Origin of the sequence: Xanthomonas sp. LMG 8993 (assembly GCF_009835065.2) — a bacterium.
In the GTDB taxonomy this organism is placed as follows: domain Bacteria; phylum Pseudomonadota; class Gammaproteobacteria; order Xanthomonadales; family Xanthomonadaceae; genus Xanthomonas; species Xanthomonas arboricola.
Window position 1 is genome coordinate 106,724 of record NZ_QVIF02000011.1, and the last position, 26,871, is coordinate 133,594.

Genomic DNA, 26,871 nt, shown 5'->3' on the forward strand with positions numbered 1-26,871 from the left:
AGCGTGCCTGCGCGCGACGAAGCTTTATCGGTAACGCCCGGTCGCGCGCAGGCACGCTCCTACGAGGGGAGGTGCTTACGCTGCGCCGCTCAGGTGTTCGTAGAGGATGACGCTGCCGACGATCACCAGGATCAAGCCGCCGAGGATCTCGGCGCGCTTGCCAATCAGGTTGCCGAGCACGCGGCCCAGCATGACGCCTGCGGTGACCATGCTGAAGGTGCACAGCCCCACCACCACCGCCACCACGCCGATATGCACGTCCAGGAACGCCAGGCTCACGCCGACCGCCATCGCATCGATGCTGGTGGCAAAACCGGTGGTGGCCAGGGCGAGCAAGCCATGCCGTTTCGGGGTCTCGGACGTTGCTTCTTCAGCGTCGTCCGCATCGTTTCGCAGCCCGGCCACGATCATGTGTGTGCCCAGCGCACCGAGCAGCACGAAGGCGATCCAGTGGTCGTAGTCGGACACATAGCTGGACGCGGCGCGTCCCAGCAGCCAGCCGATCACCGGGGTGATCGCCTCGATGCAGCCGAAGATCAAGCCGGCGCGTAGCGCATCGCGCCACTGCGGCTTGCGCATCGCCGCGCCCTTGCCGATCGCCGCGGCAAACGCATCGGTCGACATCGCGAAACCGATCAAAACAATGGAAAAAGGGGACATCGACATTCTCGGGTTGGGCACGGTCACAACGACATGCGCCCGCGCCAACCTTCGTCGTGCACGCATGCCGCTGGTCTCGCCAAACCGGAACTGGTTGCCTGCACCACGGCGCAACGGCCGAGTATGTTGATGCAGGCGCTTCCGACGATGCGAAAGCAGGCTACTCCCCAAGGGGCGCGCAGTGTACCAACGCATGGCCGCGTTCGGTGCGTCTGCAGCGCACGCGAAGGTCGGTCTGATCTTTATAGCCGTGGCTATTGCGAGCAGGGGTGACGCGGTTTTTGCCTTGTTTTCAGGCATCAAAGCCAGGCAGGCATGTCCACGCAACGGCGCGATGCGGCACCCGATAGCCTTGACTATAGCGACGAACGGTCTGCATGCCGGTGACCGAGGTAGCGAAAAAACGCGGGGAAAGCCGCTGATGTGGGGTGTGCTGCAAGCAGTGCGAGTGGAAACGTCATGCTTGGATGCGCGTGCATGAGCCAGCGCTTGCTTCGTGCTGTCTTTCCAGACGTCGTGCAGGAGTGCCGCGATCGACAACGATGCCGCGATCTCCCCGGCGTCTCGATGTGCACGGCTTGCGATGCCGCAGGTGCTGGCGAAGTGGTTCGGGTGGACGGCGATGGCCAGGCTGCCATCGCAGCGCTGCGGAACGAGCGCGCTGCGCTCCACGCACAGGGCCGGCCGCGCTGCGGGAGGACCGCAGAAGTCAGCCTTCGGAAGCGAGCAACAGAAACACCAGCGCCGACGCAGACTCCCGGCGCGGGTCGCGGCTACATCAATGCGGCGGAAATCTCCGCCGTCGCCGCACACAGGGCCTGCAAGGCCGCGTGCGGGCCGACCAACTCCGGGCGGCGCGCGATGAAGGGAACGGTGAGCGTATAGGTCGCACTGCCGCGTTGCAGGATCGGTGCGGTCAGGTCGACCACGCCCACCACCGCTTCGCTGGGTTGCATGGCGTAGCCATCGTTGCGGGCCTGCGCGGCGGCGGCGAGGAACTGCGCACGCTCGAACGGCACCTCGCTGGCGTCGAGCATGTCCAGCCAGCGCGCCTGCATCTCCGGCTGCTGGAACGCGAACAGCACCAGCCCGGAGCTGGAATGGGTCAATGGGCGGCGGTGGCCCGGGCGCACCACCAGGCCCAGGTCGCTGGGCACGTCCATCTGCGCGATCACCACGATCTGGTCGCCGGACGGCGCCACCAGGTGGCAGGGCTGATAGATCGCATCGGCCAGCCGCCGCATCACCGGTAGTGCCGCTTCGCTGATGCTCTGCACCTGCGGCTGCTGCATGCCGAGCATGAACAACCGATTGGTCAGCACGTAGTCGCCCTCGCCGTCGCGGGTGAGATAGCCGCGCTCCTCCAGCACCTGCAGCATGCGGAAGATCTCCCCGCGCGAGCGGCCGATGCCCTGCGAGATCGCGCCCATGCTCATCGGCTGCGCCTGGCGGGCGAGCAGCTCGAGGATGTCCAGGCCCTTGTCCAGGGCGGGGGCGCGGTACTTGGCGGGTTCGGTGCTCATCCGTTTGCGGCTCCAGGCAAGGCTGCGGCGCGCCAGGGTACAGGCATCGCGGGCAGCGGTGAGAAGTGGCGCTTGCGTGCAAATATAAACAAAGATTTTATATTTGCATGGCGCTGGCGTGCGCAGTACGCTCGCCGCACAGCAACGCAAGCGCCACAGCCTTGGGAGGGGATCGGTCGCATGCATCACAGTGACATTGCCGCGTCACCGCGCGGCAACCTGGCGCGTACCGCCATGGTTCCCCTGTTGTTGATCGTGAGCCTGTTCTTTTTGTGGGGCATGGCCAACAACCTCAACGACATCCTGATCAAGCAGTTCAAGAAGGCCTTCGAGCTGACCGACCTGCAGGCAGGGCTGGTCCAGAGCGCGTTCTACCTGGGCTATTTCGTGTTCGCGATGCCGGCGGCGATGTTCATGCGCCGCCACAGCTACAAGGCGGCCGTGGTGCTGGGCCTGCTGCTGTATGCGTGCGGCGCGTTCCTGTTCTACCCGGCCGCGCAGGTGCATACCTACTGGCTGTTCCTGCTGGCCTTGTTCGTGATCGCCAGCGGCCTGGCGTTCCTGGAAACCACCGCCAACCCGCTGGTGACCGTGCTCGGCCCGGCAGAAGGCGCGGCGCGGCGGTTGAATCTGGCCCAGGCATTCAACCCATTGGGCTCGATCACCGGCGTACTGGTCGGCCAGCACTTCATCTTCTCCGGGGTGGAGCACACCCCGGCCGAACTGGCGGCAATGGCGCCAGCCGCGCGCGAGGCGTTCTTTGCCGCCGAATCCTCAGCCGTGCAGACGCCCTATCTGATCATCGGCGCCGTGGTGGTGCTGTGGGCGATCCTGATCGCGCTGGTGCGCTTTCCCACCGGCGCGCCGGAGAGCGATAGCGGCGTGGCGCCCAAGCGTGCACGCTTCGGCGAACTGCTGCGCAATCGGCGCTTCATGTTTTCGGTGGTGGCGCAGTTTTTCTACGTGGGTGCGCAGGTCGGTATCTGGAGTTATCTGATCCGCTATCTGCAGGATGCGGTGCCGGGCACGCCCGAAAAAACCGCCGCCACCTACCTGACCATCTCGCTGGTGCTGTTCATGGCCGGCCGCTTCGTCGGCACCGCACTGTTGCGCTATCTGGCGCCGGCCAGGTTGCTGGCGAGTTTTGCCACGATCAATCTGGTGTTGTGCGCGGTGGCGATCGCCTTCCCCGGTTGGACCGGCTTGTACGCGCTGGTGGCTGCCAGCGTGTTCATGTCGGTGATGTTCCCGACCATCTTTGCGCTGGGCCTGGATGGCATGCATGACGATGCGCGCAAGCTGGGTTCGTCGTTGCTGGTGATGTCCATCATCGGTGGCGCGCTGCTGACGGCGGTGATGGGCGCGGTGTCGGACATGGCCGGTATCCACTGGGCGATGGTGGTACCGGGTGGGTGCTTTGCGGTGATCCTGCTGTTCGCGTTGCGTGCGCGCCGCGCTGCGCCGGTGGTTGCAGGAGTGGGCGCATGAGCACGCGGCGTCTGTGTTACGTGCTGGATCTGCACGACGATCCGCAGTTGATCGCCGAGTACGAGCGTTGGCATCGGCCCAGCGAGGTCTGGCCGGAAGTGGTGGCCTCGCTGCAGCAGGCCGGCATCCAGGAGCTGGAGATCTTTCGCAGCGGCGACCGCCTGGTGATGCTGATGGAGGTCGGCGACGACTACGATCCGGCGGCCAAGGCGGCGCGGGATGCGGCCGATCCGCGTATCCAGGCCTGGGAAGACTTGATGTGGCGGTTTCAAAAGCCGTTGCCTGGCAGTGCGCCGGGAGAGAAGTGGCGCGAGGCCGGGCAGATCTTTGCCTTGAGTGCAGCGGTTGGAGCGGGGCAGGGTTAGGGTGTTGGCCTGCGTTTTTTGCGGATGTGTTGGCTCCGCAGTGAGGCGTTGGTCTTGAGTGTCTTTACTGCCGCTGCCGCCGGGCGTCGAAAAAGGTGTCTTTTGCGGGCGCAGCGTGAGTGGTGCAGCGCAGGCGTGACAGCTGCGTCGCAGATGCCCCAGGCAGAAGCGGTCTCGATCGCGATCGGGCAATCGGGCAATCGGGCAATCGGGCAATCGGGCAATCGGGCAATCGGGAAAGCCTGTCGCGGCTTGAGCCGCTCCTACGACACATCCTGCGATTAGATGATGCGGCGTGTTGGGTCACGCCTTCGCTGCGGCCAGGTCCTCGACCCGGAAGCGGCTGTCGGGTGGCGGAATTCTGCTATCCGGAGCCGTCGTGCGCGTGCTCCATGCACAAGCGGCCTCGGTCGCGATCAGGCAATCGGGAACGCCTGTCGCGGCTTGAGCCGCTCCTACGACATCCTGGGATCAGGTGATGCGTTGGATTAGGCCTTTGCCGTGGCCAGGTCTTCGACCCAGAAACGGCCGTCGGGGTAGCTGAATTCCGCGATGGAGGCCGGGTGCATTTCGGCGGAGAAGCCGGCGGCTTGCGGGGCCAGGTAGCGGCCGTGCTGGATGCGCACCGGGTCGAGGAAATGCTGGTGCAGGTGGTCGACGAATTCGATCGCGCGGTCTTCCATCTTGCCGGTGATGGCGACGAAGTCGGCCATGGCCAGGTGTTGCACCAGTTCGCACAGGCCGACGCCACCGGCATGCGGGAACACGCGGATGTTGAACTTGGCGGCCAGCAGCAGGATGGCGAGGTTTTCGTTGACGCCGCCCACGCGCGCGGCGTCGATCTGGATCAGGTCCACCGCGCCGGCCTGTAGCAACTGCTTGAACACCACGCGGTTCTGGGTGTGCTCGCCGGTGGAGACCGGCACCGGGGTGATGCCCTGGCGGATCGCGGCGTGGCCGAGCACGTCGTCCGGGCTGGTCGGTTCCTCGATCCAGGCGATGTCGAATTCGGCCAGCTGGCGCATCCAGTCGATCGCCGGGCCCACGTCCCAGCGCTGGTTGGCGTCCACCGCCATCGCGATGTCCGGGCCGATCGCCTCACGCGCCAGGCGGCAGCGGCGGATGTCGTCCTGCACGTTGGCGCCGACCTTGAGCTTGATGGTGCGGAAGCCATCGGCGACGGCTTCTTTTGCCAGGCGCACCAGCTTTTCGTCGGAGTAACCGAGCCAGCCGGGTGAGGTGGTGTAGGCGGGATAGCCCTGTTCGATCAGCGTGGCGATGCGCTGCGCACGCTGCGGTTGCGCAGCGCGCAGGATTGCCAGCGCTTCGTCGCGGGTGAGCGCGTCGGTGAGGTAGCGGAAGTCGATGGTATCGACCAACTGCTCCGGGCTGAGCTCGGCGATGTAGCGCCACAGCGGCTTTTTCGCCGCGCGTGCGGCCAGGTCCCAGGCGGCGTTGATCACCGCGCCGATCGCCATGTGCATCACGCCCTTTTCCGGGCCCAGCCAGCGCAGCTGCGAGTCGTTGGTGAGCCGGCGCGCGAACGCACCCAGATCGGCAATGACTTCCTCGACCGACAGGCCGACCACGTGCTCGGCCAGTGCGGCCACCGCGGCGGTCTGCACATCGTTGCCGCGGCCGATGGTGAACACCAGGCCGTAGCCGGCCAGGTCATCCGGCGCATCGGTGCGCAGCACGACGTAGGCGGCCGAGTAATCCGGATCCGGATTCATCGCATCCGACCCATCCAGCTCGCGCGAGGTGGGGAAGCGGACGTCGTGGGTGTCGAGGGCGATGATGGTGCTCATGGAAGTCCTGGGCGATGGAAACGGGAAATAGGAAAACGGGCAAAAAAAACGTAAGCAACGCAGTGCGCTTGAGCCCCTCTCCCCTCGGAAGAGGGGTTGGGGGGAGGGTACGGACGCGAAGCGCCGACTGTATTGAAGCGCTGCAGGTACGCATGCGTTTGCAACACAGATCAACGAACAACACAGATCAACGCATCACTGCACGACCAACTGCGTGTGGATACCAACGCGCGACAGCACCTGGAAGTTCAACGCCCTCGCACATCGCTTGAAAAATTTGCGCATGACACATCAACACACATGCCGACATGTCACGCCTGACGGCAAACGCACATCGCGACGAACTGCTTGGATATGTCGCTACGTACCCTCACCCCAACCCCGCTACGCGCCCCGGCCCGCGCTTGCGGCGCGGGCGCACCAACGCACGCGCGCCAGAGGCGCGCAAGCCGTGCCCTAGTGCCCCGTTGGGAGAGGGGCTTTAGGCAGCATCACGCGGATGCGCCACCACCGGCTGGCGCTGGCGGCCCAGGCCTTCGATCTCCAGCTCCATCACGTCGCCCGGCTTCAGGTACACCGGCGGCTTCTGGCCCAGGCCCACGCCCGGCGGGGTGCCGGTGCTGATCACATCGCCCGGCATCAGCGTCATGTAGCGGCTGATGTGGCTGACCAGTTCGGCCACGCCGAACACCATCGTGCGGGTGCTGCCGTTCTGGTAGCGGTGGCCGTTGACCTCCAGCCACATCGACAGGTTCTGCGGGTCGGCGATTTCGTCGCGGGTGACCAGCCACGGGCCGATCGGGCCGAAGGTGTCGGCGCTCTTGCCCTTGACCCACTGGCCGCCATGCTCGAGCTGGAACTCGCGCTCGGACAGATCGTTGATGACTGCGTAGCCGGCGACGTGGTTCAGTGCTTCGTCCACCGCCACATCGCGCGCCACATCGCCGATCACCACGCCCAGTTCCACTTCCCAGTCGCTCTTGACCGAGCCACGCGGGATGATCACGGTGTCGTTGGGGCCGGTCACCGCAGTGGTGGCCTTCATGAAAAGGATCGGCATCTTGGGCACGTCCATGCCCGATTCGGCCGCGTGGTCGGCGTAGTTCAACCCCACGCAGATGAACTTGCCGATCTGCCCCACTGCGGCGCCATAGCGCAGCTCGCCTTCGAGCAGCGGCAGCGTGGACACGTCCAGCGCACGCAGTTTGTCCAGGCCGGCATTGGTGATGTGCTCGCCGGCCACATCGTCGATCACGCCGCTCAAATCGCGGATGCGGCCTTCGCCATCGATCAGGCCAGGACGTTCCTGGCCGGGGGCGCCAACGCGTACGAGTTTCATGCAGTCTTCCTTTGCAGGTGAGGAATGGAGCGGCCAGCAACGCTAGCGCGCATGCATCGGGTGGATAAGGACGGCGTGCTCAAATCAAGCCAGTACGGCTCGCATCCGGCACTGGCCGCCCACGTTACGGTGCGCGGCACGGCGGTGCGTTGCTGCGCTCAGTTGGACCAGCCGCCATCGATGATGTGGGTCTGGCCGGTGGTGAACGACGATTCGTCCGAGGCCAGGTACACCACCAGCTGTGCGATCTCGCGCGGGTCGCCCAGGCGGCCCATCGGCTGGCGGTCGGTGAAGCTCTTCCACACCGCCTGTTCGTCGCCGCCCAGCGCCTTGACGCGCTGGCCCAGCGACGGGGTCTTGATGGTGCCGGGGCAGATCGCGTTGCAACGCACGCCCTGGGCCACGTAATCGGCGGCAATGGCCTTGCTCAGGCCGATCACGGCGGCCTTGGTGACGCCATAGACGAAGCGGTTGGGCACGCCCTTGATGCTGGAGGCCACCGAGGACATGTTGATGATGCTGCCGCGGCCGCGTTCGAGCATGCCCGGCAGCACCGCCTTGCAGGTGTAGTACATCGCATCGACGTTGATCGAGAACGAGCGCCGCCAGGCCGGCTCGTCGCAATCGAGAATGCTGCCCTGGTGCACGAAGCCGGCGCAGTTGAACAGCACATCGAACGGGCCGTGCGCCGCGACCAGCGCGGCAACCGCCGCCGCGTCGGTGACATCCAGCAGCTGGGTGGTGATGGCCTCCGATTCGGCCGCCAGCGCCTGCAGGGCAGCGGCGTCGATATCGGTGGCGATCACCTGCGCACCTGCGCGTGCGCAAGCCAGCGCGCTTTCGCGGCCGATGCCGGCGCCGGCGGCGGTGATCAGGCAGCGCTTGCCATGCAGGCGGTCGTTGGGAGTTGCAGGGATCGAGACAGTCATACCGAAGAGGTTCCGTGGGTGGGGGCCGCCGGCCGTGGCAGACGATAGAACGTGCGTGCGTTGTCGCCGAACACCGCTTCGGCATGACCGTCGGCGTATGTGGCGACCAGCTGTTGTGCGATGTCGAACCACTGCGCGTAATCGGCGCGCTGGGTCAGCACCGGCCAGTCGCTGCCCCACAGCACACGCTGCGGGCCGAAGCGTGCGAACAGATGCGCGACATACGGTGCCAGCGCCTCCACGCCGGCGCCGCGCGCTGCTTCGGTGAGCAGGCCGGAGAGTTTGCAGTGCACGTTGGGATGCTGGGCCAGCGCGGCCATGCCGGCGGCCCAGGCGACGAATTCGCCCGCGGCGATCTGCGGCTTGCCGCCGTGATCGACGACCACGCGCAAGTCAGGGTGACGCTTCAGGCGCGCCTGCAGCGCCGGCACATGCACGCTGCGGATCAGGGCGTCGAAGGCCAGGTCATGCGCGAGCAGCGCATCGAAGGCGGCATCCAGTTCGGGCTGGGCCAGCCACTGCACATCGGCGATGTCCTGCACCATCGGGCGCAGGCCCTTGAGCACGCCGCCGCCGGCCTGCACCAGCGCGTCGATGCGCGCGGCGGCGTCGGGCGCGGCGAAATCGACCCAACCGACCACGCCGGCAATACGCGCCTCGGCGCGCGCCAGCTCGAACAGGTAGCGGGTTTCGGCCTCGGTCGCGGCCGCCTGCACCACCACCACGCCCTCCATATCGGCAGCGTCCAGCGCCTGGCCGATATCGGCGGGGCCGAAGTCGCGATACAGCGGCGCCAGCTCGGGCGTCAGCCAGTGGTAATCGCCACGGGCCAGCTGCCAGAAATGCAGGTGTGCGTCGATGCGGCTCATGGCGTGGGCAGGTCCGCGTCGAGCAGGCCGCCATCGCGCAGGCGCTGCCACAGGTCAGGCGGAATCGGCGCGTGCAGACGTGCGGCGGCTGACTGCACCTCGGCCACCGTCCGCATGCCGGCCACCACCGTGGTCACCGCTGGATGTGCCAGCGGAAACTGCAACGCCGCCGCGCCGATATCCACCTCGAATGCCGCGCAGGCCGCGTATAGGCGCTGCGCATGCTGCAGGGTGGCGGCGTCGACCGGGGCGTAGTTGTAGGTGGCGCCGGGGCCGCGTGCGTCGCTGAGCAGGCCGGAGCTGTACGGGCCGGCCGACAGGATCGCCACGTTGCGTTGCTGCGCCTGCTCGAGCAGGGCGCGGGCGCCATGCTGTTCTAGCAGCGTGTAGCGGCCGGCCAGCATCACGCAGTCGAGCGGAAAGCGTGGCAGCACCTCCAGTGCCACGTCCTGCTCGTTGACGCCCAGCCCGATCGCCCCGCAGGCACCGGCCGCCTTCAGCTCCGCCATCGCCGGCAAGGCCTCCTCCAAGGCCTGGCGCAGCACGTTGGCGTGGTTGTCGCCGTGGGTCAGCGCACCGATGTCGTGCAGCAGCAGCACGTCGATGTAGTCGGTGCCCAGGCGCTCCAGGCTGGAGGCGAACGCGCGCCGCACGCCATCGGCGCTGTAGTCGAACTCGGCGCGGCGGCCCGCCACCGCAAAGCCGTCGCGCCCGGCGGCGGCCTGCGCATCGTCGTAGATGCAGCGGCCGACCTTGGTCGACAGCGTATAGGCGCCGCGCGGCACGCCGGCCAGGCCACGGCCCAGGCGGCTCTCGCTCAGCCCATAGCCGTAGTAAGGCGCGGTATCGAAATGGCGGATGCCGGCCTGGAACGCAGCTGCCACGGCGGCCAGTGCCTGGTCTTCAGCGACCTCGGCATACAGGTTGCCGATCGGCGCGGCGCCAAAGCCCAGTGCCGAGAGCTGCACGTCGGTGTTGCCCAGACGCTGCCGCGTAATGGTCACGCAGCACGCTCCGCGCAGCTGGCGGTCGCCGAACAGGTGCTCACGCAATCGTTGAAGCAGTCACTGGGCATCGCAACGTCCACCAGCCGGCCGGTGCCGGACTGTTCGCATATGAATATCGCAATCATAAGTGAACAGATCACGCTGCAGTGCAGCATTGCAGCTGGTGGTGTTCAGCACGTGCGACATGGGTGGATTCCAGCACCTTGCCCGCTTGCAAGCTCCGCACGTCGTGGCAGCTGATCTATGTCGAAATCCGCAGCTGGCATGAGCGCTTCCTATAACGTCGCCTGCGCGGTTGCCCCGGTCCGATACCTGGGGCTAGATACCAGCCCGTCCCGCACGAACGCGCACCCATGCCAACCACCACCCGCCGGGACCTGTTCAAGGTGCTTGCCGCCGGCGCCGTCGTCGCCCCGCTGTCGCCGGCCGCACTGGCAGGCGACGCGCGCGCGGCCTGCACCGGCACCCCGCAATGGGCGCGCGGTATTGAAGGCCAGCGCAAGGCAGACCTGGGCAACGGCAGCTACCTCAATCCCATCGTGGCCGGCGATCACCCCGACCCCACCATCCTCAAGGATGGCGACGACTACTACATGACGTTTTCGTCGTTCCTTTCCTATCCGGGCATCGTGCTGTGGCATTCCACCGACCTGGTCAACTGGACGCCGCTCGGCCCGGCGCTGCGCAAGCAGCTGGGCACGATCTGGGCACTGGACCTGTGCAAGCACGATGGCCGCTATTTCATCTATATCCCGGCCAATCCGGACGACACCGGCTGGTCGATCTTCGTGATCTGGGCCGACGACATCCGCGGACCCTGGAGCGACCCGATCGATCTGCAGATCGCCGGCTGCATCGATCCCGGCCATGTGCTGGGCGAGGACGGCAAGCGCTATCTGTTCGTCAACGGCATCCGCAAGGTGCGCCTGCGCGACGACGGCCTGGCCACCGACGGGCAGGTGGAACCGGCCTACGCGCCCTGGCGCTATCCCGACGACTGGATCGTGGAGAACTTCGCCCCCGAAGGCCCCAAGCTGACCTGGCACGACGGCTGGCTGTACCTGGTCACCGCGGTCGGCGGCACCGCCGGGCCGGTCACCGGGCACATGGTCATCGCCGCGCGTGCGCGCTCGGTGCACGGGCCATGGGAGCACTGCCCGCGCAACCCGCTGGTGCGCACCCAGTCCGAACAGGAGCCGTGGTGGTCGCGCGGGCATGCCACGCTGGTGGAAGGGCCGCGTGGCGACTGGTGGATGGTCTATCACGGCTACGAAAACGGCTTCCGCACGCTTGGCCGGCAGACCCTGCTGGAGCCGATCGAGTGGACCGCCGATGGCTGGTTCCGCGCCACCGGTGGCGATCTGTCCAGGCCGTTGCCCACGCCTGCACGCGCAAACGCCACCGGCAACGCGGCGCTCAGCGGTTTCGCCTTGTCGGACGATTTTTCCAGCGACAGGTTCGGCACCCAATGGAGCCTGCATGCGCCCGGGCCCGGCGAGCAGGCGCGCGTGCAACGGGCAGATCGGTCGCTCACGCTGGCCTGTTCCGGCAGCTCGCCGGCCGACAGCGCGCCACTGACCTGCGGCGTGCCCGATCGCGGCTACGTCGCAGAGGTCACGCTGGAACTCACCGGCAATGCCGAGGGCGGCCTGTTGCTGTTCTACAACCACAAGGCCTTCGTCGGCATCGGCGTTACGCCCGACACCATCAAGACCTACGAGTACTCCGAAGAACTGGTGTGGGCACGCGCGCCCAACACGCACCGACGCATCCGCCTGCGTCTGAGCAACGAGGCGCATGTGGTGACCTTCGACTATTCGTTCGACCAGGGCCGGCAGTGGATCCGCCACCCGACGCGCATGGAAATGTCCGGCTTCCACCACAACGTGTTCGGCGGCTTCCTGAGCCTGCAGCTCGGCATCTACGCCGCACAGCAGGGCGCAGTGGTGTTGCGCGATTTCCGCTATCGCGCGCTACGCTGAGCGCGGTGCTGTCGGCAAACGGCGGGGCCCGGGGGGACCCCGCCGTCAGACCTACAGCGACTGATGAGGCTGAACTGCGCAGTAGGTGTGATAGCCGCTGTCAGCCGCAGCAGTAGCAGACGTTGCCCTGCCCCAGGTCGCCGCCAAACTCCGGACATTCGGCTTTGCAGGCCCACGCACTACACGATTCGGTCTTCGGCTGTGCGTTATCGACCGCCATCACCTGGAACGCACCGAAACCGGTACTGGCCAGGAACGTGGCCGCCATCAACGCCGTCCGCAAGGTACCCCAACGCTTCTTCATGCATTACTCCTTCACCGTTGCCAAAGCCGCTGGCGCATCCGTGCGGCGCAAGGCGGCGACCAGGTCCTGCACCTGCTCCGTGGTATCGAAGACGCCAAGACGGGAATGGCGCACGCGCCCCTGCCCGTCGATGGCCATCAGCAGTGGCACGTTGCGCGCGCGAAACAGCATCAACGCGCGACGATCGGTCAACGTGACCACAGGGAAATCGAAGCCATGCACATGCGCATAGCGCTCAGCCTGCGTCGCATCGCACTGGCACACGCCGAGCAACTGTGGACGCCCGGGCAGATTGGCCTGTAACTGCCGCGCCGCACGCAGCACGGTGGGTGCCGAGCGCTGGCAATACGGGCAGGTGGTGGTGAAGAAGAACAGCACCTGCGCCTGTCCCTGCGGTACGCCGAGCAGATGACGCTGGCCGGCGGTATCGGTGACCTCGATGCGCGGCACGTACATGCCGTCATACGGCGCGCTGATGCGGGTCTGCAGCAACTGCTGCTGCGCGCGCAGCTGCTTGTTCTGCCATGCCAGCACGGCGATCAATGCACAGGCAATCAGCAGCCCGATCCAGAGCCAGGGGAAACGTCGCGCCATGCCAGCTCCAGTAGCGTCATCAAGCCCGAGCCTTGCCCAGGCATGAGCTGATGGTCAATGGTGATATCGACAACTGCGATGTCGCGCGGTGCAGGGGTGTGGAAGCGGTCACGCCGCTGCGCTTGGGCTTGCCAGTGGCGCAGCGGTCGGCAGGCAGCGATTGCGCAACGGTGGTGTGTCGATCAACAGTGCGCCGTGTCTGCGGGGCACGCAGTACTATCCGAACCATCGATGAAAGAGTGCGTGCGGCGACTGCGCGTGTTCCTGCGATCGGTGGCTGCGAGCGTTGCCGCCGTCATCTGATTCTTGCCGCTGGCACCGATCATTGCCGACCGATGACGCGGCGCCCTGCCGCCAGGCGAGCACAAGCGGTGCATGATCCATCAGCGCTGATCTGCAGCGCGGCTCCAATGTGCTGGCAGCAGGCAGACGCGCGTTCGGCTAGCGGGTGTTGGCCCCGCCGGTCACTCGATGCCGCGCACGAACAGCAGCTCCAGATCGCGCATCGGCACGAAGTCGGCCTGCCTGAACTGGAAGGTCAGCGGGTCGATCTTCTTCAGCGCACCGTCGAAGCACAGGCTGAGGATGTCGCTGGCGGCCTGCTTGCGGATGGTCAGCTGGAAGTCCTTGATCGGGCCGTTCCAGTTCTTGCCGGTGGTCAGCACATAACGCAGGTTGGCCCAGCCCAGGCCGTGCGCACCCTCGCGCCGCTGCATGCTGGCCTTGGTCGCCGGTTCGATGCAGGTGCGCTTTGCATACGACTCCAGCAGGAACGCGCTGCCCTGCGGCACGCCGGTGGACAGGCTGGGCGCGTAGGCATGCCGGATCTGCACGCTGCTCCGTGCCGGGAAGACCTGTTGCCAGACGAAGTACTCGCTGAGCGTGAAGCGCGGTTGCTGGTCCTGGTCGATCCAGCGCGCCGGCAACGGCGTGCGCCCGGTCGGCACGTTGCCCGATTCGGCGAACGCGGCGATATCGTCGGTGCTCCAGCCGGTGGCGGCGAATGCCTTGGAGATGTCGCTGCCATCGTCCAGCAACACCACCAGCTTGCGCGTGGTGGTCACCGGTTTGCCGTCCACCCACAGGTTGAAATCGGTCAGTTCGCTGTGATCGGCCATGCCGAAATACATCGGCGGCATCGGGAAGGCGATCGGCACGCTCAATGCGCGCGCGCTGTGGTTGGTGAACACGTAGTCCACTTGCACGCGCTCCTCGCTGAGCAGCAGCGCTTCCTTGTCCATGCTGATATCGTGCTGATGCAACAGCCGGATGGTGCCGTTGTCGTCGCCGAAGCTGCTGTCGTTGGCCTGCGCACTGCCGCAGCCGAATACGGCCAGCGCAAGGACCAACCCGAGCGGGCCGCGCGGAAAAGAGAGTGGCTGCATGGATCCCCTGGCACCGGCACGCACCGACGCGCCGCAGGCGCACAGCATGCCACGCACCTGCCGATGCCGCAGCGCGGGCATGCATGGCATCAACTGCGCATGGCGTACAGTCGCACGCCCTGCGCACTCCAATCCCACGCTCCGATGCCTTCCTACGTTTCCCTGCTGGCTGTCGCCGCCTGCCTGTTGCTGCCACTGCAAGACAGCCTCGCTGCTGCGCCCGATCGCAGCCAGCCTGCCGCCGTGGTCTCAAGCTGCACCGCCGATGCGTACAGCAGCTGTCCGCCCTGGATGCCGTCGCAGCGTGAGATGCGCACGGTGCTTGCCGATTACTTCTGCGAGGCCGCCGATCGCGGGCTGGTTCGGCCACGCGTCAGTCGCGTGGTGCGCGCGGAGACCTCGCAGGTCACCTGCGCTGCCCTGGGGCCGGAAACCAATTCCAATTTCGTGTGCGGAGGCGACATGCATTTCATCGGCCCCGACGGCCGCACCGATTTCGTCACCTTCAGCCCCACCATGCATCGCGAGGACGATGGGCGCTATGCGATCTATGAAGGCGAGGACGAAAACGAAAGCGCGGTGTGGCATGTGCCCTCGCCGCAAAGCGCGTCGAAGGTCTGCGCGGGCCAGCCGTTGCGCTGATTGTCCTCTGCGGTGGTGACCTCACGCGCCGCTTCGCTGCGGCGATCGGCCTTCGTTTTCGCAGGCCGGCCGACGAATGCGCTCAGTCTTCTTCAGGCGGCGGCAGCACGATGCCGTCGGCATCGATGGCGAGCTTGCCGGCCATCAGTACCGCCTGGGTGCGGTTGGTGACGCCGAGCTTGCGCAGGATCGCGGTGACATGCGCCTTGATGGTGGCCTCGGAGACGCCCAGGTCGTAGGCGATCTGCTTGTTGAGACGCCCGGCGCCGAGCATCTGCAGCACGCGGAACTGTTGCGGAGTGAGATCGCGCAGGCGCTGGCCCACTTCGCGTTCTTCGCTGTCGGTCGGCGGCAGGTTCTGCGCTTCGGCCGGGATCCAGCGCTCGCCATCGAGCACCGTGGCCAGGGCGCGGCCAATGGTGTCCGAATCGGCGGACTTGGGAATGAACCCGAACGCGCCATGGTCGATCGCACGCCGCATCACCGTCGGTTCTTCGCGTGCCGACACCACCACCACCGGCAGCTGCGGATGCAGCGAACGCATGTGCACCAGCGCGCTGAATCCCTGCGCGCCCGGCATGTTGAGATCCATCAACAACAGATCGGCATCCGGTTGCGCATCGGCCAGGGTGTACAGCGCATCCACCGTGTCGGCCTCGAACAACTGCACCCCCGGCATCACGCGCTGCACAGCCCCGCGCAAGGCCTCACGGAACAGGGGATGGTCATCGGCGATCAGCAGGGTGGTCATTGAGGGGCTGGGAATCGGGAATTAGGAGTGGGGAATTGCAAAGGCAACAGCGAAGGCAGCAAGGCAAGCAACAGCAAGACGGCGACGGCGAGGTAATGGCGAGGTCAGTGTGACGGGGTTGAAAATCAAGATCTGCAGTGGAGAGGAGTTGACCGGGGACCGCTTTTACGAGTCCCCAATCCGAACATTTACTCCCCGCTCCTCAGGGAACGGCTCTAACCATTCCCCACTCCCGATTCCCCATTCCGACGCGCGTCAGCGCGCCAACCGCTCGCTCACCAACGAATCCACCACCGACGGATCGGCCAGGGTCGAGGTGTCGCCGAGTTGATCGGGTGCGTTTTCGGCGATCTTGCGCAGGATGCGGCGCATGATCTTGCCCGAGCGGGTCTTGGGCAGGCCCGGTGCCCATTGCAAGTGATCGGGTGAGGCGATCGGGCCGATCTCCTTGCGCACCCAGCTCACCAGTTCCTTGTGCAGTTCCTCGCTCGGGGTTTCGCCGGCGATCAGGGTGACATAGGCATAGATGCCCTGGCCCTTGACGTCGTGCGGGAAGCCGACCACGGCCGCTTCGGCGACCTTCGGGTGCGAGACCAGCGCGCTTTCCACCTCGGCGGTGCCGATGCGGTGGCCGGACACGTTGATCACATCGTCCACGCGGCCGGTGATCCAGTAATAGCCATCGGCATCGCGGCGGCAGCCGTCGCCGGTGAAGTAGCTGCCCGGATAGGTGCGGAAGTAGGTGTCGATGAAGCGCTGATGGTCGCCATAGACTGAGCGCATCTGCCCCGGCCACGAATCCAGCAGCACCAGGTTGCCTTCGGTGGCGCCCTCCAGGATCTTGCCTTCGGCATCCACCAGTGCCGGCTGCACGCCGAAGAACGGCAGGGTGGCCGAGCCCGGCTTGAGATCGACCGCACCGGCCAGCGGCGAGATCAGGATGCCGCCGGTTTCGGTCTGCCACCAGGTGTCCACGATCGGGCAGCGGCTGTCGCCGACCACCTCGTAGTACCAGCGCCAGGCTTCCGGATTGATCGGCTCGCCGACGCTGCCGAGCAGGCGCAGGCTCTTGCGCGAGGTCTTCTTGACCGGCTCCTCGCCATCGCGCATCAGCGCGCGGATCGCGGTGGGCGCGGTGTAGAAGATGCTGACCTTGTGCTTGTCGATCACTTCCCAGAAGCGCGACACGTTCGGGTAGTTCGGCACGCCTTCGAACATCACTGCGGTGGCGCCGTTGGCGAGCGGACCGTAGACGATGTAGCTGTGGCCGGTGACCCAGCCCACGTCGGCGGTGCACCAGTAGATGTCGTCCTCGCGCAGGTCGAACACCACTTCATGCGTGTAGCTGGCAAACAGCAGATAGCCGGCGGTGGTGTGCAGCACGCCCTTGGGCTTGCCGGTGGAACCGGAGGTGTAGAGGATGAACAACGGATCTTCCGCGTTCATGCGCTCGGGTTCGCACTCGGCCGGCTGGCCGTCGACCACATCGTGGAACCAGCGATCGCGCGGTGCCTGCATCTCCACCGCACCACCGGTGTGGCGCACCACCAGTACCGTTTCCACGGTGTTGGTGCCGGGCAGTTTCAGCGCCGCATCGACATTGGCCTTGAGTGGAATCTTCTTGCCGCCGCGCAGGCCTTCGTCGGCGGTGATGATCAGCTTGCTCTGGCAATCGACCACGCGGTCGGCGATCGAGTTGGCGGCAAACCCGCCGAACACCACCGAGTGCACCGCACCGATGCGCGCGCAGGCGAGCATGGCCACGGCGGCATCGACGATCATCGGCAGATAGATGGTGACGCGGTCGCCCTTCTTGACGCCGAGATTGCGCAGCGCATTGCCGAGCTTGCAGACGCGCTCGTACAGCTCGCGATAGGTGACCGGGTAGGACTGCGCATCCGGGCTGTCGGGTTCAAACAACAGCGCGGTCTTGTCGCAGCGCGTGGCCAGCTGGCGGTCAAGGCAGTTGACGCTGGCATTGAGCTCGCCGTCGCCGAACCAGCGGATATGGAAATCGTCCAGCGCGTAGCTGACGTCCTTTACCTGGGTGGGTTGCTTGAACCATTCCAGCCGCTGCGCGGCCTTGCCCCAGAATTGCTCGGGGTGTTCGATCGATTCGCGGTACAGCGTTGCGTACTGCTCGCGCGTAATGCGCGCATCGGCGGCGAACGCGGGATCGACGGGATAAACATCAGCCATGGCACCCTCACTTGCGATGAACTTGTCGGAAGAGGACGTTGCGGCTGCCCTCGGTAGGCAATCAGTGTGCCGCATCCATTCTGTCCCGGCGTTCAACCGCGCCTTAGACCTTGGTCTTAACCGCCGCAGCGCGCGATCGGCAATCGGTTGCCGGCCCTGGTGCGACGATCGGTCACCTTGCGGAATGCTGCGTTGCAGCTACGACCAAAGGCGAATAGGCTCCAAAGCGCGGACTGCCTCACGCTCCGCACAGCATCGCCATCAAGCGCGAGGCCTTATCGGGGAGAGGGGTCCATGACACACCGTACTGCACCGTTGGTGCGCCATCCGCTGGCGGCTGCCTTGTTCGTGGCGAGCATCCTGCCGGGCGTGGCGTTCGCGCAGACCGCCAAGGAAAAGGCGCTGGAAGCACGCATTGCCGAGCTCGAGCGTCAGGTCCAGCTGCTGGTGTCGGCGCAGCAACAACAGCAGGGCCAGATCACGCAGACGCAGACCCAGGTGACCGAGGTACGTGCCGCGCAGGCGCAGGCACCGGCTGCACCTGCGGTGCCGGCCGGCAAGCGGCCGATCCAGCTGACCAGCATCACACCGAACGCAGCGGCGGGGACAACGTTCCGTTACGGTGGTTTCATCAAGGCCGACTTCATGACCACCCGCACCTCCGACGGCGCATTGCCCGAAGGCGCGGTGGGCCGTTACCTGTACATCCCGACCCAGACGCCGGTCGGTGGCCAGGCCTCGAGCACCGATACCGACTTCCATGCCAAGTTCTCGCGCTTCAACCTGGGCGTGGACACCGTCACCGAAAACGGCGACAAGATCACCGGCTTCATCGAGCTGGATTTCTTCGGCAACGCGCTGGCCAACCAGGTCAACAACCTGTACGGCGGCACCCTGCGCCACGCCTACGTGAGCTGGAACAACTGGCTGGCCGGCCAGACCTGGTCCAACTTCATCGATTCCACGATCCTGCCCGAGGCCGCCGACATCGTCGGGCCGACCGACGGCGCGCTGTTCAGCCGCCAGACCCAGATCCGCTACACCCGTGGCGCCTTCAGCGTGTCGGCGGAAAACCCCGAGACGCTGACCACGCCCTACCAGGGCGGCAACACCATCCTGGCCTCCGACCACGGTGCGATGCCGGACCTGACCGCGCGCTACAACTGGAAGGGCACCTGGGGCACGTTCGGCCTGTCGGCGATCGCGCGCCAGTACCGCACGCGCAGCGCGCTGACCAACGACACCGACTTCGGCGGCGCGATTGCCGGCGGCGGCCGCTGGATCATCAATTCCAACAACGATCTGCGCTACCAGCTCAGCTACGGCGAGGGCCTGGGGCGCTATCTGGGCCTGGGCAACGGCTCGGATGTGGAGATCGACATGGACGGCAATATCCAGACCGTCAGCACGATCGCCGGCTGGGTGGCCTGGCGCCACGACTACAACGCCAAGCTGCGCAGCACGATCATGTATTCGCGGGTGAACTACGACCACGACATCGCCAATACCGGCGCGCTTGCGAGCAAATCGCAGCAGAGCATCCGCGCCAACGTGTTCTATTCGCCGCTGCCCAAGGTCGATGTGGGCGCGGAGCTGATGTATGGCCGTCGCGAAGCCGAGAACGGCGACAGCGGTGACATTTCGCGCCTGCAATTCACCACCAAGTACAGCTTCTAGTTTCTGCCACCGGCGGCTCGTTCCACTGCGGTGGGACGGGCAAGGCCACCGTCGTTTTACCCGCGCTCTACCAGGAGACAGACAATGACCGTCTCGAATGACGCACTGATCGCCAAGATCGATGCCAATCCGAAGTACCACGCACTCAAGCGCCAGCGCAACGCGCTGGGCTGGACCCTCACCGTGCTGATGTTGCTGGCCTATTACGGCTACATCGGCCTGATCGCCTTCGACAAGGAATTCCTCGCCAAGCCGATCGGTGCCGGCGTGACCTCGATCGGCATCCCGATCGCGATCGGGGTGATGGTGTTCACCATCGTCATCACCGCCATCTACGTGCGCCGCGCCAACAACACCTACGACCAGCTGACCGCGCAGATCCTCGAGGAAGCCCGCAAATGAGCAAGTATTCGCGCCTTCTCCTGATCCTGGCCGGGCTGATGCCGGCCGGCATCGCGCTGGCCGCCGGCGGCGACATGGGCCAGGTCGACAAGCAGCCCACCAACTGGGTGGCGATCGGCATGTTCGGCTTCTTCGTGCTGGGCACCTTGTGGATCACCAAGTGGGCGGCGGCCAAGACCAAGTCGGCCTCGGACTTCTACACCGCCGGCGGTGGCATCACCGGCTTCCAGAACGGCCTGGCGATCGCCGGCGACTTCATGTCGGCGGCCTCGTTCCTGGGCATCACCGCGGCGGTAATGGCCAATGGCTACGACGGTCTGATCTATGCGATCGGCTTTCTGGTGGGCTGGCCGATCCTGACCTTCCTGATGGCCGAACGGCTGCGCAACCTCGGCAAGTACACCTTCGCCGACGTGGCCGGCTACCGCTTTGCGCCGACCGCCATCCGCAGCTTTGCCGCGTCGGGCACGCTGGTGGTGGTGCTGTTCTATCTGATCGCTCAGATGGTCGGCGCCGGCGCCTTGATCAAGCTGCTGTTCGGCCTGGACTACTGGGTGGCGGTGACCCTGGTCGGCGTGCTGATGATGGTCTACGTGCTGTTCGGCGGCATGACCGCCACGACGTGGGTGCAGATCATCAAGGCGGTGCTGCTGCTGACCGGCGTGACCTTCATGGCGGTGGCGATCATGTGGCACTTCAACTTCAGCTTCGAGGCGCTGTTTGCCGAGGGCGTGCGGGTGAAGACCGCGATCGCGGCCAATGGCGGCGCATCGCCGGAGGACGCGGCCAAGGCCGGCCTGTCGATCATGGGCCCGGGCGGCTTCGTGAAGGACCCGATCTCGGCGATCTCGTTCGGCATGGCGCTGATGTTCGGCACCGCCGGCCTGCCGCACATCCTGATGCGCTTCTTCACCGTTCCCGATGCCAAGCAGGCGCGCAAGTCGGTGCTGTGGGCCACCACCTGGATCGGCTACTTCTACATCCTGATCTTCATCATCGGCTTTGGTGCGATCGCGCTGGTGCTGACCAACCCGCAGTTCGCCGATGTCGCCACCGGCACCATCCACGGCGGCAAGGGCGCGGCCAACATGGCGGCAGTGCTGGTCGGCAATGCAGTGGGCGGCAACGTGTTCATGGGCTTCATCTCGGCGGTAGCCTTCGCCACCATCCTGGCGGTGGTCGCAGGCCTGACCCTGTCCGGCGCCTCGGCGGTGTCGCATGACCTGTACGCCACGGTGATCAAGAAAGGCAATCCGGCGCCGGGTTCTGAGCTGAAGGTCTCGCGTGCCACCACCCTGGTGCTGGGCGTGATCGCGGTGCTGCTGGGCATCGTGTTCGAGAAGCAGAACGTGGCCTTCATGGTGTCGCTGGCATTCGCCATCGCGGCCTCGGCCAACTTCCCGGTGCTGATCCTGTCGTTGTTGTGGAAGAACTGCACCACCCGCGGTGCGGTGGTCGGCGGTTTCCTGGGCCTGGTCTCGTCGCTGGTGCTCACCATCCTGTCGCCGTCGGTGTGGGTGGACACGCTGGGCAACGCAGCCGGTTCGGCGCCGTTCCCGTACACCTCGCCGGCGCTGTTCTCGATGACCATTGGCTTTGTCGGCATCTGGCTGTTCTCGATCCTGGATCACAGCCCGCAGGCCGCCAACGAACGTGCAGCGTTCAAGGCGCAGCAGATCCGTGCCGAAACCGGCCTGGGTGCCAGCGGTGCGTCGGGTCACTGACGTACAGTCACTGCGCAGTCGCAGAACGCCGGCCTTGTGCCGGCGTTTTGCGTTTTGGCCAAGGCTGGCAGCGGGCAGCGTCTGTGTTGCCACGCCCCTACGATCGTCTTCTGACGCGAAGGGCGGGGGGGTTATCGGTCGAGCGCGCGCACCGCGCGGGTGCCGGCAGCGGTCCAACGTCGTGACGACGCGGGCGCAACGCCCCATCAAACCTCGGTGCGCAGGCGCCCGACGCGCTGCGCGCGTGTGCACGACAACGCTGCGTCCTTGCGTGGCATCGATGCGATCGCATCGCCCGCTTCGTTTTGCACGCAATGCCTGCGCGATCGCGAACAACCGCAACACCAGCGAAGAAATTAAGTCATCTAGGGTGACTAAATTGGCCGCAAGCCGAACGCTGATCACGCCCGGCTTGGCCTCTCCCCCGGTATCGACCGGTTGGCGAGTGCGCTGCAAGCGAGTCCGCCGATTGCGTCGACCCGTCGGCTCTCGTCCACCCCTTGCCCTTCCTGTACCTACGAACCGGGACACCGAGACCATGCCTATCCTCCTCGCTCCACATCCGCTGGCCCGTGCCTGCCGCCTGTTCGGCGCCCTGGCCCTGCTGGCTGCACTGCCGCAGCTGGCGATGGCCGCCTGCAACGACAGCTCCGATATCAAGATGCAACGCATCCTGTTCAACTCCTCCAATACCGTTGTGCTGGCGCACCGTGGCTTATGGGGCAAATACGCCGGCATCGCCGACATGCCGGAAAACTCGCGCGGCTCGCTGCAGATCGCCAACGACCAGTGCATGGATGGCGTGGAACTGGACGTCAAGCTCACCAGCGATGGCGTGCCGGTATTGCTGCACGACTACAACCTGGGCCGCACCACCACCGTGTGGCAGCAACATCCCGGAGTGAAGTACGACCCGATCACCAACCAGGGCGTCAACCCGTCGATTCTGGTCACCCCGTGGTCGCAGGTCAGCCAGTTGTTCCTGCTGACGCCTGATCGTCGTACCACCACCGGCTATCACGTACCGCGTGTGGATGAGCTGTTTGCCTATTACAAGCAGCACAACCTGCGTACGCCGATGGTGTTCGACATCAAGGATGCGGCCACGGTACGCGCAGTGCGCAAGGCCGCCGAAAGCCAGTTCGGCGCGGCATCGGGCAGCTATGTGGCCGCCAAGGTCAATGCAACGCTGTACACCAGTCGCGATGCCTACCGTGCAGATGGCAGCGGCATGGTCGGCATACCGGTGTTCACCACCAACATGCTGGGCAAGATCAATGTGCGCCAGACGATTTCGGCATGGATGAACAACGGTCACCAGACGATGGAGATCAACGTCAAGCAACTCGGCGGCCTGCTGCAGAGCGATGCCGATTTCATTCGCGAGCGTGGGTATCGCGTGGGCGTGTTCCAGGCGATTCCGGATGGCCCGTCTGCTGGCAAGTTCTATCAAAACAGCGGCGCCTGCTGCTACGCGCTGTCGGATCTGTATTTCTCCTACGGCGGTGGCCGCGACACGGCCGACAATCGCGGCAATCTGGATTTCATCGTACGCGACGAGGCCTTTGGCCTGATCACCAGCGACGACCCGAAAGCGGCCATCGCCTACCTGCGTGCGCGCGGCAAGCACGACTAAGAGCAACTGACAAAACTACTGCGCAGCCGCCAGGCGGGCGCGGCCGGTGCTCGGAACCCTCATGTACCACTCGTACACGCCGGTCCCTCCGCGTCGCCCACGCCCACCTGACGACTGCTCGCTACGTTTCGTTAGCCGCTCTCAGCAGCTGTTGCCGGCCCGTGCGGGCCGGCGGCCCCGGCGGCGGCACTGCCGCCGCCGGTTCATGCCATGACGGAGATTGCCCATGTTTTCCACACCGCATTGTTTCAGGCTGCTTTGGTTGAGCCTTGCCTGCTCCACACCGCTGGCGCAGGCCGCCACACCCGATGCACACCTGCACACTGGCCCGGCTTCCGGAAAGGTGCTGCAGATTGGACACCAGACCTTCAGTGCGCCGGAATATCGCGCGCTGGCCCTGGCCGACCTGCCGCAGAACGCCAATCCGGCCATTGCGGCCGACCCGAGTTTCGTACGCGAATTTGCCGACCGGCTGCTGCTGGTGGACCAGGCCCGCCAGGCGCATCTGCAAGACGACCCGGTGGTGGCCGCGCACATCCGTCAGGCCACCGATGCCATTCTTGCCGAGGCAATGCAGCGGCGCGCACGCGATGCCGCGTCTATCGACGCCAGGCAGGTGCAGGCCCAGTTCGATGCGCATCCGCACGATTACGACGAGGTTCGCCTCAGCCATCTCTTCGTGGCGCTGCAGCCTCAAGGCGATGCCCGGCGCGGCACACCGTTGACCGATGCGCAGGCGCTCGCACGCGCACAGCGGCTCAAGCAGCAGCTGGATGCCGGCACGCCCTTCGAAGAACTGGCAATGCGCGAATCCGACGATGGCAGCACTGCGGCCGAGGGCGGCCAGCTGTCATCGATCTTCCTGCGCAACGTGGCCGATGTCTTTGCTGCGCCCGTGCAGGGGCTGGGCGTGGGGCAGGTTTCGGCCCCCGTCCGCGGGCCGGAGGGATATCACCTGATCCGTGTGGATGCGCGCATACCCGCCACGCTGGAGACAGCGCGCGGACAGATCGAAGTGCAATTGCGCGACCAGGCGGCCACCGCTGCGCTGGAACGTCTGCGCCAGGACAACCCGTTGCAGTTCGATCGCGCCGCACTGGAAGCGGCGCTGCGTTGATGCCGGCGCCTGCGCTGAACCTTGGCGCGCGGCCATGGCATCGGAGGCGGTCGCGCTGGCCGGTGGCGGGCGCGGTGTGCGTGGCCGTAGCGATGTCGGCCGCCGGAATGTGGAGCCTGCGCACGCCTGCTGCGTTGCACCCGCAGAGCGGCGTCGCTGCGCGCCCTGCGGTGCATGCCGGCGTTGCATCGACGCAGCTGCCGACGCGCGTCGGTCAGGGCCTGTTCGACAGCGCCATGCAACAGCTGGCCTGTCGTCAACAGGGTGAGGAGCGAGCCGCGCAGATCGCGCACGGCGGTGCACAGGTGCCGCCGTTGGAGGGCCGTCGCTGCGTCGCCGGCACGCAGCTGCAGATCGAGGCGCTGCTACGCACGGCCGCTGCGCACGGCGATACCGATGCGCAACGCTATCTACTTGCGCAGCGTGCGGCCGAGTTGCTGCAACGTGCGGTGGCCGGCGTACCTGCCGGCATGCCTGCGCAGCTGTCGGCGAGCGACGAACAGGAGGTGGCCGCGATTGTGGCCGAGTTGGAAGCGCTGGCATTGGCGGGCCATCGCGATGCCATCGACACCTTGGCGCAGGTGGTGGAATCGCCGCTGTTGCATGCGCCCGACCCTGTGTATGCGGCGGCGTGGCGGCTGGCATCGCGCCAACCGCCGGACCACGCGCTGGATCCATCGGCACCGTTGCAGGCAGAAGACGAATTGCTGGAGTCGCTCACCCAACAACAGCAGCAACAGGCACGTGAGCTGGCGGTTGAGTTGTTCGGCTATTGCTGCCGTGGGCGCGCTGCCACCGCAGATTGACGCCGGTTCTGCGACGCACGAACCAGCGCCCATCCAACGGCAACGCAGACTGTCAGCACCCGCGACAGGGGCGGGGCACCTTCAGTCAACGGAAGTAGCGCGCCTTCAACGGCAGCGTCGCCGCACCGATCGCGCAGGCGTCGGCCGGTGCTTCGGCCGGCAGCAGTAGCGGCATCGGCCTGGCCTGACCGCGACGCGGCAGGTTGTCGATCTGCACGGCGGCGATCAGGCGTCGGGCCAGATCGGCCGGCAGACGGCCGCCGAACACGATCGCTTCCGGGTCGCACACCGCGGTGATCGCCGAGACGATCAACGACACCCCCGGCGCGCTGCGTGCGATCCAGCGCTCGATCGCCGGCCAGGTCGGGTCGTAGGCGGCCAGCAGGCTGCGCACGTCGGCAAACGCCACGCCGTCGTCGGCCAGCAGTTCGCGCAGCAGTTCCAGCGTGGCGCGTTCGAGCTTCTGCGCCGGCAGCATGCCGGCGAATTCACCGGCATTGCCGCGCGCACCGCGCATGACCTGGCCGTCGATGACCAGGCCGCCGCCGAACCCGTAGCTGAGATAGAGGTAGGCAAAGTCGCGATGTCGACGGCCCACGCCCAGCATCGCTTCGCCGGCGGCGGCCACGCTGCCGTCGTTGTCCATCCACACCGGCTGCGCGCAGGCCTGCGCCAGCCACGGCGCCAGGGCGAACTCGCCAAGCGCACGCAGCGGCTCGGGCGGATTGATACGCCCGTCCTCGCCGGTAAAGAACCCGCTCATCGCCAACCCGATCCCCAGCAGCGGCCCCACCGCGTGGTCCAGGCCTGCCAGCAGCGCTGCGTCGCCGGCCTGCAACTGCAGCAACACCGCGTCGGCACTGCGCGCGTCCAGCGGCAGCTCGCCGACCGCCAGTACCTGGCCGGCGAAATCCACCAGCGCCAGGCTCAGCGCGTCGGTGGCGATGGAGACGCCCAGGGTGTGGCCGTGCGCCGGGTTCAACGACACCGCCACCCCCGGCTTGCCGCGGCCGGCACGTGCCACGCCGCTGCCCATGTGGACCATGCCGCGCGCCTGCAGGCCTTCGATCAGGCGCACCGCGGTTTGCACGGTCAGCCCGGTGCCGCGGCTGAGGTCGGCGCGGGTGAGCACGCCGGCCAGGCGCAGGCGGTCGAGCATGTCGCGCTCGTTGCGGCTCAGGCCGGGGAAATTCGGCGCATGCGGCGGCAATGCGACAGCGGCAGTGGACGGCATGGCGAGCGGTGGCGCGAGGGAGGGGCCAGCTTACCCGGTCCGGTCGAAATAATTAATTTACAGTAAGTTATTGAATTGCCAGCCTCTGTCATCAGCGGTCATCCCGCCTCACGCCTGCGCACCTGTCCGTGTTCCCGGCCGCGGCCTGCTGCCCCTGCTCGACCTGCACCGCCGATCTGCAGATGGCCGACGGCAAGCGCCAGCCACGCGAGGCCAGCCGCGCCGACTACGGCGAGGCGCCCAACCGCGCCGCGCACTGGCCTGGATCGCGCGCAAGAAGCGATGGATGCTGGTCGCCGACTGCGGCTCCAGCACCCTGACCGTGCGCGTGGACGGTGCGCCTGCACGCGCTCAATCGTCTCATCGATACCGGCATTCCGAGCGGGAACGCCCTGTCGCCAACCAGCTCGGCGTGCGCATCGCCCCACGC

The 26,871-nt window shown here is 66.2% G+C and carries 23 protein-coding genes, 1 other RNA gene and 1 riboswitch; of the genes, 11 read left to right on the forward strand and 13 right to left on the reverse strand.

Features of this window, described 5'->3' with window-relative positions:
- Positions 1 to 75 precede the first annotated feature (75 nt).
- Both DYQ94_RS17895 and DYQ94_RS17900 read right to left on the reverse strand, forming a co-directional pair.
- Entirely contained in the window at positions 76 to 660 is a 585-nt protein-coding gene (locus DYQ94_RS17895) for a manganese efflux pump MntP (protein WP_039521230.1), read from the reverse strand.
- Positions 661 to 672: 12 nt separating this feature from the next.
- Positions 673 to 835: riboswitch (yybP-ykoY riboswitch) on the reverse strand.
- Positions 836 to 1,433: 598 nt separating this feature from the next.
- Positions 1,434 to 2,183: an IclR family transcriptional regulator gene (locus DYQ94_RS17900; RefSeq protein ID WP_126965094.1), complete on the reverse strand. Its 750-nt coding sequence runs from the start codon at positions 2,181 to 2,183 to the stop codon at positions 1,434 to 1,436.
- Positions 2,184 to 2,363: 180 nt separating this feature from the next.
- Here DYQ94_RS17900 and fucP point away from each other — a divergent pair, with 180 nt between their 5' ends.
- Both fucP and DYQ94_RS17910 read left to right on the forward strand, forming a co-directional pair.
- Positions 2,364 to 3,671 carry an L-fucose:H+ symporter permease gene (fucP, locus tag DYQ94_RS17905; protein ID WP_126965095.1) on the forward strand — a complete coding sequence of 436 codons (1,308 nt, stop codon included), beginning with the start codon at positions 2,364 to 2,366 and terminating at the stop codon, positions 3,669 to 3,671.
- On the forward strand, positions 3,668 to 4,036 hold the full coding sequence (locus DYQ94_RS17910; RefSeq protein WP_104575721.1) for an L-fucose mutarotase: 369 nt from the start codon (positions 3,668 to 3,670) through the stop codon (positions 4,034 to 4,036). Before fucP ends, DYQ94_RS17910 begins: the two co-directional genes overlap by 4 nt.
- A 488-nt stretch (positions 4,037 to 4,524) precedes the next feature.
- Here DYQ94_RS17910 and DYQ94_RS17915 read toward each other — a convergent pair whose 3' ends face one another.
- The 5 genes from DYQ94_RS17915 to DYQ94_RS17935 all read right to left on the reverse strand — a co-directional run bounded on the left by DYQ94_RS17915 (position 4,525) and on the right by DYQ94_RS17935 (position 9,985).
- The gene (locus DYQ94_RS17915; protein WP_104590333.1) at positions 4,525 to 5,844 is read right to left on the reverse strand and encodes an L-fuconate dehydratase; all 1,320 of its coding nucleotides are present in this window, start codon (positions 5,842 to 5,844) and stop codon (positions 4,525 to 4,527) included.
- A 481-nt stretch (positions 5,845 to 6,325) separates the two neighbouring features.
- The gene (locus DYQ94_RS17920; protein ID WP_016901782.1) at positions 6,326 to 7,183 is read right to left on the reverse strand and encodes a fumarylacetoacetate hydrolase family protein; all 858 of its coding nucleotides are present in this window, start codon (positions 7,181 to 7,183) and stop codon (positions 6,326 to 6,328) included.
- A 158-nt stretch (positions 7,184 to 7,341) separates the two neighbouring features.
- Complete coding sequence (locus DYQ94_RS17925; RefSeq protein WP_039521219.1) at positions 7,342 to 8,112, reverse strand: SDR family oxidoreductase; 771 nt, start codon at positions 8,110 to 8,112, stop codon at positions 7,342 to 7,344.
- Positions 8,109 to 8,981, reverse strand: a complete 873-nt coding sequence (locus DYQ94_RS17930; RefSeq protein WP_160954422.1) for an amidohydrolase family protein — start codon at positions 8,979 to 8,981, stop codon at positions 8,109 to 8,111. Before DYQ94_RS17930 ends, DYQ94_RS17925 begins: the two co-directional genes overlap by 4 nt.
- A complete protein-coding gene (locus tag DYQ94_RS17935; RefSeq protein ID WP_160954423.1) occupies positions 8,978 to 9,985 on the reverse strand; it encodes an aldo/keto reductase in 1,008 nt (335 codons plus the stop codon). The genes DYQ94_RS17930 and DYQ94_RS17935 overlap by 4 nt, the downstream gene beginning before the upstream one ends.
- Before the next feature lie 356 nt (positions 9,986 to 10,341).
- Between DYQ94_RS17935 and DYQ94_RS17940 the strand changes: the two genes are divergently transcribed.
- On the forward strand, positions 10,342 to 11,970 hold the full coding sequence (locus tag DYQ94_RS17940; protein WP_160954424.1) for a family 43 glycosylhydrolase: 1,629 nt from the start codon (positions 10,342 to 10,344) through the stop codon (positions 11,968 to 11,970).
- 100 nt (positions 11,971 to 12,070) lie between these two features.
- Here DYQ94_RS17940 and DYQ94_RS17945 read toward each other — a convergent pair whose 3' ends face one another.
- The 3 genes from DYQ94_RS17945 to DYQ94_RS17955 all read right to left on the reverse strand — a co-directional run bounded on the left by DYQ94_RS17945 (position 12,071) and on the right by DYQ94_RS17955 (position 14,253).
- Complete coding sequence (locus DYQ94_RS17945; protein WP_016901788.1) at positions 12,071 to 12,274, reverse strand: hypothetical protein; 204 nt, start codon at positions 12,272 to 12,274, stop codon at positions 12,071 to 12,073.
- A gap of 3 nt (positions 12,275 to 12,277) precedes the next feature.
- Positions 12,278 to 12,841 (reverse strand): peroxiredoxin family protein, encoded by a 564-nt coding sequence (locus tag DYQ94_RS17950; protein WP_184429195.1) that lies wholly within the window; start codon positions 12,839 to 12,841, stop codon positions 12,278 to 12,280.
- Between the two features lie 491 nt (positions 12,842 to 13,332).
- The gene (locus DYQ94_RS17955) at positions 13,333 to 14,253 is read right to left on the reverse strand and encodes a DUF4424 family protein (protein ID WP_160954426.1); all 921 of its coding nucleotides are present in this window, start codon (positions 14,251 to 14,253) and stop codon (positions 13,333 to 13,335) included.
- 144 nt (positions 14,254 to 14,397) lie between these two features.
- On the opposite strand from DYQ94_RS17955, the gene DYQ94_RS17960 reads away from it, so the two are divergent.
- Positions 14,398 to 14,895, forward strand: coding sequence for a hypothetical protein (locus tag DYQ94_RS17960; protein ID WP_160954427.1), 498 nt, complete (start codon positions 14,398 to 14,400; stop codon positions 14,893 to 14,895).
- Between the two features lie 82 nt (positions 14,896 to 14,977).
- Here DYQ94_RS17960 and DYQ94_RS17965 read toward each other — a convergent pair whose 3' ends face one another.
- Together DYQ94_RS17965 and acs are read right to left on the reverse strand one after the other, a co-directional pair.
- Positions 14,978 to 15,646 (reverse strand): response regulator transcription factor, encoded by a 669-nt coding sequence (locus DYQ94_RS17965; protein WP_016901792.1) that lies wholly within the window; start codon positions 15,644 to 15,646, stop codon positions 14,978 to 14,980.
- Between the two features lie 255 nt (positions 15,647 to 15,901).
- The gene (gene acs, locus DYQ94_RS17970) at positions 15,902 to 17,845 is read right to left on the reverse strand and encodes an acetate--CoA ligase (protein WP_160954428.1); all 1,944 of its coding nucleotides are present in this window, start codon (positions 17,843 to 17,845) and stop codon (positions 15,902 to 15,904) included.
- A 294-nt stretch (positions 17,846 to 18,139) separates the two neighbouring features.
- On the opposite strand from acs, the gene DYQ94_RS17975 reads away from it, so the two are divergent.
- The 7 genes from DYQ94_RS17975 (at position 18,140) to DYQ94_RS18005 (ending at position 25,207) form a co-directional block, all read left to right on the forward strand.
- Positions 18,140 to 19,522: a DcaP family trimeric outer membrane transporter gene (locus DYQ94_RS17975; protein WP_039521213.1), complete on the forward strand. Its 1,383-nt coding sequence runs from the start codon at positions 18,140 to 18,142 to the stop codon at positions 19,520 to 19,522.
- Positions 19,523 to 19,606: 84 nt separating this feature from the next.
- Complete coding sequence (locus DYQ94_RS17980) at positions 19,607 to 19,924, forward strand: DUF485 domain-containing protein (RefSeq protein ID WP_039521212.1); 318 nt, start codon at positions 19,607 to 19,609, stop codon at positions 19,922 to 19,924.
- Positions 19,921 to 21,648, forward strand: a complete 1,728-nt coding sequence (locus DYQ94_RS17985; protein ID WP_065033399.1) for a cation acetate symporter — start codon at positions 19,921 to 19,923, stop codon at positions 21,646 to 21,648. Before DYQ94_RS17980 ends, DYQ94_RS17985 begins: the two co-directional genes overlap by 4 nt.
- A gap of 628 nt (positions 21,649 to 22,276) precedes the next feature.
- Positions 22,277 to 23,284, forward strand: a complete 1,008-nt coding sequence (locus tag DYQ94_RS17990) for a glycerophosphodiester phosphodiesterase family protein (protein ID WP_024937571.1) — start codon at positions 22,277 to 22,279, stop codon at positions 23,282 to 23,284.
- A 61-nt stretch (positions 23,285 to 23,345) separates the two neighbouring features.
- A non-coding RNA gene (locus tag DYQ94_RS17995) (sX9 sRNA) lies at positions 23,346 to 23,421 on the forward strand.
- A gap of 89 nt (positions 23,422 to 23,510) precedes the next feature.
- Positions 23,511 to 24,401 carry a peptidylprolyl isomerase gene (locus tag DYQ94_RS18000; protein WP_160954429.1) on the forward strand — a complete coding sequence of 297 codons (891 nt, stop codon included), beginning with the start codon at positions 23,511 to 23,513 and terminating at the stop codon, positions 24,399 to 24,401.
- A 92-nt stretch (positions 24,402 to 24,493) separates the two neighbouring features.
- Positions 24,494 to 25,207 (forward strand): hypothetical protein, encoded by a 714-nt coding sequence (locus tag DYQ94_RS18005; protein WP_311542369.1) that lies wholly within the window; start codon positions 24,494 to 24,496, stop codon positions 25,205 to 25,207.
- A gap of 85 nt (positions 25,208 to 25,292) precedes the next feature.
- Here the strand turns inward: DYQ94_RS18005 and DYQ94_RS18010 are convergent, their stop codons facing one another.
- A complete protein-coding gene (locus tag DYQ94_RS18010) occupies positions 25,293 to 26,441 on the reverse strand; it encodes an ROK family transcriptional regulator (protein WP_160954430.1) in 1,149 nt (382 codons plus the stop codon).
- Positions 26,442 to 26,871: the final 430 nt, after the last annotated feature.

Bases quoted from the DNA above. Each gene is read 5' to 3' on its own strand.
- DYQ94_RS17895 (WP_039521230.1), bottom strand. From the start codon at position 660: ATGTCCCCTTTTTCCATTGTTTTGATCGGTTTCGCGATGTCGACCGAT.
- DYQ94_RS17900 (WP_126965094.1), bottom strand. From the start codon at position 2,183: ATGAGCACCGAACCCGCCAAGTACCGCGCCCCCGCCCTGGACAAGGGC.
- fucP (WP_126965095.1), top strand. From the start codon at position 2,364: ATGCATCACAGTGACATTGCCGCGTCACCGCGCGGCAACCTGGCGCGT.
- DYQ94_RS17910 (WP_104575721.1), top strand. From the start codon at position 3,668: ATGAGCACGCGGCGTCTGTGTTACGTGCTGGATCTGCACGACGATCCG.
- DYQ94_RS17915 (WP_104590333.1), bottom strand. From the start codon at position 5,844: ATGAGCACCATCATCGCCCTCGACACCCACGACGTCCGCTTCCCCACC.
- DYQ94_RS17920 (WP_016901782.1), bottom strand. From the start codon at position 7,183: ATGAAACTCGTACGCGTTGGCGCCCCCGGCCAGGAACGTCCTGGCCTG.
- DYQ94_RS17925 (WP_039521219.1), bottom strand. From the start codon at position 8,112: ATGACTGTCTCGATCCCTGCAACTCCCAACGACCGCCTGCATGGCAAG.
- DYQ94_RS17930 (WP_160954422.1), bottom strand. From the start codon at position 8,981: ATGAGCCGCATCGACGCACACCTGCATTTCTGGCAGCTGGCCCGTGGC.
- DYQ94_RS17940 (WP_160954424.1), top strand. From the start codon at position 10,342: ATGCCAACCACCACCCGCCGGGACCTGTTCAAGGTGCTTGCCGCCGGC.
- DYQ94_RS17945 (WP_016901788.1), bottom strand. From the start codon at position 12,274: ATGAAGAAGCGTTGGGGTACCTTGCGGACGGCGTTGATGGCGGCCACG.
- DYQ94_RS17955 (WP_160954426.1), bottom strand. From the start codon at position 14,253: ATGCAGCCACTCTCTTTTCCGCGCGGCCCGCTCGGGTTGGTCCTTGCG.
- DYQ94_RS17960 (WP_160954427.1), top strand. From the start codon at position 14,398: ATGCCTTCCTACGTTTCCCTGCTGGCTGTCGCCGCCTGCCTGTTGCTG.
- DYQ94_RS17965 (WP_016901792.1), bottom strand. From the start codon at position 15,646: ATGACCACCCTGCTGATCGCCGATGACCATCCCCTGTTCCGTGAGGCC.
- acs (WP_160954428.1), bottom strand. From the start codon at position 17,845: ATGGCTGATGTTTATCCCGTCGATCCCGCGTTCGCCGCCGATGCGCGC.
- DYQ94_RS17975 (WP_039521213.1), top strand. From the start codon at position 18,140: ATGACACACCGTACTGCACCGTTGGTGCGCCATCCGCTGGCGGCTGCC.
- DYQ94_RS17980 (WP_039521212.1), top strand. From the start codon at position 19,607: ATGACCGTCTCGAATGACGCACTGATCGCCAAGATCGATGCCAATCCG.
- DYQ94_RS17985 (WP_065033399.1), top strand. From the start codon at position 19,921: ATGAGCAAGTATTCGCGCCTTCTCCTGATCCTGGCCGGGCTGATGCCG.
- DYQ94_RS17990 (WP_024937571.1), top strand. From the start codon at position 22,277: ATGGCCGCCTGCAACGACAGCTCCGATATCAAGATGCAACGCATCCTG.
- DYQ94_RS18000 (WP_160954429.1), top strand. From the start codon at position 23,511: ATGTTTTCCACACCGCATTGTTTCAGGCTGCTTTGGTTGAGCCTTGCC.
- DYQ94_RS18005 (WP_311542369.1), top strand. From the start codon at position 24,494: ATGTCGGCCGCCGGAATGTGGAGCCTGCGCACGCCTGCTGCGTTGCAC.
- DYQ94_RS18010 (WP_160954430.1), bottom strand. From the start codon at position 26,441: ATGCCGTCCACTGCCGCTGTCGCATTGCCGCCGCATGCGCCGAATTTC.